The sequence below is a fragment of the Streptomyces sp. NPDC020490 genome (assembly GCF_044335305.1).
In the GTDB taxonomy this organism is placed as follows: Bacteria; Actinomycetota; Actinomycetes; order Streptomycetales; family Streptomycetaceae; genus Streptomyces.
The window spans coordinates 150820-156998 of record NZ_JBIRUY010000019.1; the positions used below are offsets into that span (position 1 = coordinate 150820).

At 76.4% G+C, this 6179-nt stretch carries 3 protein-coding genes; 2 read left to right on the forward strand and 1 reads right to left on the reverse strand.

All coding sequences use genetic code 11. The features are described from left to right. The first annotated feature begins 3 nt into the window (after positions 1–3). Positions 4–2943, forward strand: a complete 2940-nt coding sequence (locus ACH4ZX_RS21200; protein WP_398274752.1) for an SUKH-4 family immunity protein — start codon at positions 4–6, stop codon at positions 2941–2943. Between the two features lie 404 nt (positions 2944–3347). Continuing rightward, positions 3348–4235, forward strand: a complete 888-nt coding sequence (locus ACH4ZX_RS21205; RefSeq protein ID WP_398274755.1) for a cellulose-binding protein — start codon at positions 3348–3350, stop codon at positions 4233–4235. Between the two features lie 169 nt (positions 4236–4404). Here the strand turns inward: ACH4ZX_RS21205 and ACH4ZX_RS21210 are convergent, their stop codons facing one another. Then, entirely contained in the window at positions 4405–5901 is a 1497-nt protein-coding gene (locus tag ACH4ZX_RS21210; protein ID WP_398274758.1) for an MFS transporter, read from the reverse strand. Between the last annotated feature and the right edge of the window lie 278 nt (positions 5902–6179).

Consider the following 6179-nt stretch of genomic DNA (forward strand, 5'->3'; position numbering starts at 1 on the left):
GCCATGGTGACGTTCGCGCAGGCGCAGGAGCGCGGCGAGGAGTGGATCAACGGCGATGTGCCCTCGTATCAGCATCGTGAGGTGCGGGTGCGGGAGTTCGAGCTCGGGTTCGTGGTGTGGGGCGAGGACCGTGCGGAGGGGCCGCGTTCGGACGGGGGCGGGCAGCGGCTGGTCATCGCGCGGGACAGTGGTGAGGCGACGCTGTGGCCCGCGCTGCCGGTGGGTGAGGTGATCCGCCGGTACGAGGAGGAGTACGGCCGTCCCGATGTCGCCGATGCGCCGGTGCCGGGTGCTCCGGCGCGGGTGGATCTGAATCAGACGTCGTTCTTGCTGAGTCCGCCGGAGTGGTTGCAGGAGGCGGCGGACAAGCTGGGGATTCCGGATCGGCGGACCGGCGCGGGTGCCGGGGCTGATGCCGGGGCGGGCGCGGCGAGTGCGGGTGCGGCTGCTGATGGTGCTTCGGCGGGTGCGGGGCTCGCTGAGACGCAGGCCGGGGTTCCGGGCGGGGGGCGTGCGGAGTGGCCGGAGGCCGGGGCGAGCGCTGACAGCGCGGCGCGGACCGGCGCTGGGGCTCGCGCAGGGGCGCACGGGGCTCCCGGCGCGCCGGAGGTGCCCGAGGGGGCGACTCCCTGGGCCGGGACCGACACCAACGCCGATGCGGGCGAGGACCGCTCGGTGCCGCTGCCCGCGACGGTGTTCGCGCCGCAGCTGAGCGAGCTGTCCGACGACACGCCGTCGAATGCCCGGACGGCAATGATTTCGGGCGGCAGCCAGTTGCCGCCGACGGCGGTGACGCCGGCGCTCGGTGATCCGAACGCGTCGGCAGGGCACGGCGTGCCAGGCGCGCGTGGCCCGCAGGGTGGTGCGCCGGGGGCGCCCGCGTTCCCGGCTGCGCCGGGCAGCACGCCGCCGCCTCCGCCCGTGCCGGGCACGCCCCCTCCGGGCGCTGGAGCGTCGGGCGCGACACCGCCGCCCGCGCCGTCGTACGGCTACCCGCAGGCACCGTCCGGTGCTCCGGCGGCCCCGGGTACTCCGCCGCCTCCGCCTCCGCCGTCTCCTCCGGGCGGTCCGCAGGGGACGCCGCCCGGCGGTGTCCCGGGTGCGCCGCAGCCGCCGGCCGGGCCGGCCCGGCCGCTCGCGTCGAACGCCGGGGACATCGCCGAGGCCGCCACGAGCAAGGCGGCCCCGCCGCCGCGTCGTGCGCGCGGGGGCGCTAATCCGCCGCCTCCGCCGGGCGTGCCCGGCGCTCCCGGCACGCCCGGCGCGCGGCCGGGCGGCACGCCTGCGCCGCCGCAGGCCCCCGGCGCGCCGGGCGGCCCCGCGGGCGGGTACGTGCCGACTCAGCTGATGTCGGCGCTCGGCCCGGAGGGGCCCGAGGGCCCCGGCGCGCCGCAGCCGCCGGGCGCCCCCCGTCCGCCCGGTGCGCCGAACGCGCCCGGCGGTACGCCTCCGGGCGGGGTGCACCACGCCGCGACGATGCTCGCCGACCCGAGTCAGCTCGGCGCCCTGGGCACGCCGCAGCCGCCGGGCGCCCCGGGTGTGCCCGGTGCCCCCGGCGCACCCGCTGCTCCTGGCGCCCCGGGCACGCAGAACCCGCCCGGCGCACCCGGTGCCCCGAGCGCCCCCGGTATGCCCGGTGCCCCGGGCGCGCCGCAGCCGCCGGGCGCCCCTGCGGGCGCCCCGGGCTCCGTTCACCAGGCGCAGACCATGTTCGCCGCGCCCCCGGCGGGCGGCCCCGGCGTGCCCCCGCCGCCGTCCGCCCCCGGCGCACCCGGTGTTCCTGGCGCTCCGGGTGCGCCGGGTGCGCCCGTTATGGCGTCGGGCGCTCCCCAGCCGCCCATGTCGCCGCAGTCGCCCATGTCGGTGCAGCCGCCCATGTCGCCCCAGTCGCCCATGCCGGCGCAGTCGCCCATGTCGCCGCCCGGGCAGCAGTCGCCGCCCGCCTACGGCTATCCGCAGCAGCAGGCTCAGCCGACGGTCGGTCCCGGTTATCAGGCCGTGCTGCGCTACCGCGCGCAGGACGGTTCCGAGCAGCAGCTGATCAGGCGGTCGGCGCCGGGGACGCCGCACCCGGAGTGGCAGATCTTCCACGAGCTGCGTGCGATGAACGTGCCGCCGGACCAGGTGCTGGAGCTGCACACGGAGCTGGAGTCGTGCGAGCTGCCGGGCGCGTACTGCGCGCGGATGATCCGGGAGCAGTGGCCGCAGGCGCGGATCACGAGCATCGCGCCGTACGGGACGGACCACGCGAGCCGGCAGCAGGGCATGCGGCAGTTGCTGGCGCACCAGGGCGAGTTGCACCAGGTGGCGGACGGGCCGGCGCGGCCGGCGCCGGTGCGTGCGCCGTTGCCGCCGGTGCAGGCGGTGCCGCCGATTCCTCCGGAGGGCGTCGCGCAGGAGCTGGCCGGCGCCTTCGGGCCGGGGATCTTCCGGTTCGAGCAGGCGGCCGTGTCCCGGCAGGGGGTGCCGCCGGTCGTGGCGCACTCGCTGGTGGTGGCGGGGCTGCCGATGGACATGAACCCGTTCTTCTGGGCGCAGGCCCAGCCGGGGCGGCCGGTGCCGACGCTGGCCGAGCTGGCGCAGGAGCGCGGCGTGCGGCCGGCCGCGGACGCGGGCTCGTACCTGGTGATGGGCAGCGACTTCGGCAGGGCGATCTGTGTGCAGTACGGGACGGCGAACATCGTGGCCGTGCCGGTGGAGGCGGGGCCCGGCGGGGCGCCGGTGCCGCCGCAGTTCGTGAACACGGGGCTGCTCGAGTTCCAGCGGTGCCTGGCGCTGCTCGGACGGATGTGGCGGCTTCGGTTCGGGCTGAACCAGGAGCAGGCGGGCCGCTGGACCGTCGACTTCCAGGCCCAGCTGGCCTCGCTCGACCCGGCGGCGCTCGGGTCGCCGGAGAGCTGGTGGTCGGTGCTGCTGGAGCAGATGTGGGACGGCTTGCTGTGACGCGCTGAACCTCCGCCTGCCTGTGGGGCCGGGCCCGGTCGTGGAGACCGGTCCCGGCCCTTTCGCATGCCCCGGCCGACCGCCCCGGCCGACAGCGCCCGGCGGGACCCGCGCCCGCGGCCGCGCCTCGCGCCTGTAGCCGCGCCCCGCGCCCCGCGCGCCTGCCCGTGACTGGAAGGGACGTGACCGCGCCCCGTTCGCGGCGCGCCCGTGCCCGTGCTCGCGTGCGTGCCCGTGCCCGTGCTCGCGCGGGTGCCCGTGTCCCGTACGTGCGAGCGGGCCCGCAACCCGGGCGCGTGACGGGACCGGCGCGCGGAGTGTCGCGTTATGAGCCCTTACATCCGGTACATCAAGATGTGCGCGAATCATCATGCCGCATCCGTTCGGCGGAGAGGGGTTGCAGGATGAGCAGCGCACCGGTCTCGTTCCACGGGTTCGTGGCCGTACGGGGGCGCGGCTACCGTCCCGACCAGGTCGACGCGTACGCCGCCGCTCTTTCCCGTGACCGGGACGCCGCCTGGGAGCGGGCCGCCCGTCTGACCGTGCTCGCCAAGGAGATGGAGGCGGAGGCGGCGCGGCTGCGGGAGACGGTGGCACAGCTCGCGCCGCAGACGTACGAGGCGCTCGGGGAGCGCGCGCGGCGCCTGTTCGAGCTCGGGCAGGAGGAGGCCACCGCCGTGCGGGAGGACGCGCGACGGGAGGCGCAGCGCCTGGTGGAGGAGGCGCAGGCGCACGCGGACGGAGTGCGGGACGCCGCGCAGGCGCACGCCGACGCCGTGCGCGCCGACGCCGAGGAATGCGCCCGGCAGTGTCTCCACGCGGCGCGCGCCGAGGCCGACGAGATCCGGGTCGCCGCCCGGCGCGAGGTGAAGGCCGGCCGTGGCGAGGCGCTGGCCGCGCTGCGTGAGATGGGCCGGCGTACCTCTGCGATGCTCGCCGAACAGGCGAAGGAGAACGCCGAACGCCTGGTCCGTGCCGAGCGGGAGGAGGCCGGACGGGTGGCCGCCCTGGAGGCGCGGGAGGCCGAGCGGATGGCGGCGGCGCAGGCGGTGCTGTCCGAGGCGGAGCAGGCGCTCGCGGGCGCGGAGGAGACCGCAGGCCGCTGCCAGGAGGAGGCACACGCGCGTGCCGCCGAGATCATCGCCGAGGCGCGCGTGCACGAGGAGCGGATCGCCCTGGAGACGGAGCGGGTGCTGCGCGAGCACGGGGAGCGGTGGGACGATGTGCGGGCGCAGATGGACCACGTGCGGGCCAGTCTCACGGCGCTCACGGGGTCGGCGCCGGGAGAGTGACCCGTGCACGCCGGGGGAGCGACCGGTGCGGGTGCCGGGGTGTGACCGGTGCGCGTGCCGGGGTGTGAGCGGCGAACCGGGGGCGCTGTCCACGCATCGCGCGCCCCCCGAAGGCCGCCCACCGCGAACCCCGCCCACCGCGAACCCCGCCCACCGCGAACCCCGCCCTTCAGTCCTTCAGGACCGGGAAGCGGCGCGGGGCCAGCAGGAGCAGGACCAGGAAGGCCACGGCGGCGGCGCAGGACGCGCCGAGGTACACCGCGTGCACCGCGTCGGCGACCGCCCGGCGCGTGGCCTCCGGCGCGGCCCCGGTGTCGAGGGCCCGTGTCACCGTGTCCAGGTCGCCCGCGCTGCCCAGGCGGGAGGCCAGCACCCCGTTGGCCACCGCGCCGAAGACGGACGCGCCGACGGTCTGGCCGGTCTGGCGGCAGAACAGCACCGAAGCCGTCGTGGTGCCGCGCTCCGACCAGACCACCGTCGACTGCACGCCCACGAGCAGCGGGAGCTGGAACAGGCCGAGCGAGGCGCCGAGCAGCAGCATCAGCAGCGTCGGCTGCCAGGCCGCGCCCGGATAGGGCAGGAACGGGAACGCGAACAGGATGGCGGCCGCCGCCCCGATGCCGAGCATGGCGGTGTTGCGGAATCCGATGCGCCGGTACACGTGCTGGCTCAGGGCGGCCGACACCGGCCAGCTCAGCGTCCACACCGACAGCACGAAACCGGCGGTCACCGGGGCGAGCCCCAGGACCGCCTGGGCGTACGTCGGCAGGAACACCGTCGGCGCCACCATCAGCAGTCCCAGCGCGCCCAGCGCGAGGTTGACCGCGGCGATCGTGCGGCGGCGCCACACCCAGCCGGGGATGATCGGCTCGGCCGCCCGGCGCTCCACCCACACCACGAGCCCGGCCAGCGCGAGCCCCGCGGCGAACAGGGCGTACGACGGGGCCGACAGCCACGGCCAGGCCACCCCGCCCTGCACCAGCGCCGTCAGCAGCACGCCCCCGCACGCGAACACCGCCAGCGCGCCCGCCCAGTCGACGCGGGCCCGCGTGGCGGCCGGTTCCCGTTCCGGTTCGTGCAGGTGGTGGGCGATCAGCCACAGCGCGACCGCGCCGATCGGGAGGTTGACGAGGAAGATCCAGCGCCAGTCCGCGTAGGCGGCCAGCACTCCGCCCAGGGCGGGGCCCGCGACCGCGGACACCGCCCAGACCGTGGAGAGCCTGGCCTGGATCCTGGGGCGTTCCTCGAGCGGGTACAGGTCGGCGGCGAGTGTCTGCACCGTGCCCTGCAGGGCGCCGCCGCCGAGCCCCTGGACGATCCGGAAGGCGATCAGCGTGCCCATGTTCCAGGCCGCGCCGCACAGCAGCGAACCCAGCAGGAACACCGCCGCGCCGGCGACCAGCACCGGTTTCCGGCCGAAGGTGTCCGACAGCTTTCCGTACACCGGCAGGGTCACCGTGACGGCCAGCAGGTAGCCCGAGAACAGCCAGGAGAAGACGGCGAAGCCGCCGAGGTCGCCGACGATCTGCGGGACGGCCGTCGAGACGATGGTGGAGTCCAGCGCCGGCAGCGCCATCGCGAGCATCAGGGCGGCCACGACGGCCCCGCGCCGGTCGGTCGTGGTGCGCCGTGTCACCGTACGTGCCGCCGGTCTCGTCCCGCCCACGCCGGTTCCCTCCCCTGCGTCCGTTGTGCCCCGGACACTTGCGTCGGTCGTGCCCCGGACACTCTCCCACTTGATCCTCACGTCGCGGCAGGGTGCACCCTGAGCGGGCCGGGAGGCGGCAGGGCACCCCGAGGGGGTCCTCCGCCGCGCGCCCGACGGGTCCCGCGCCCTGGGGAGGACGACCCCTAGACGAGTAAGTCCTATGTCCTGGGCTGACGATCAGGCGTGAACAGAGGGTGTTCAAGATCATGTTGTGACGCAAGATCTGAACACCCTCT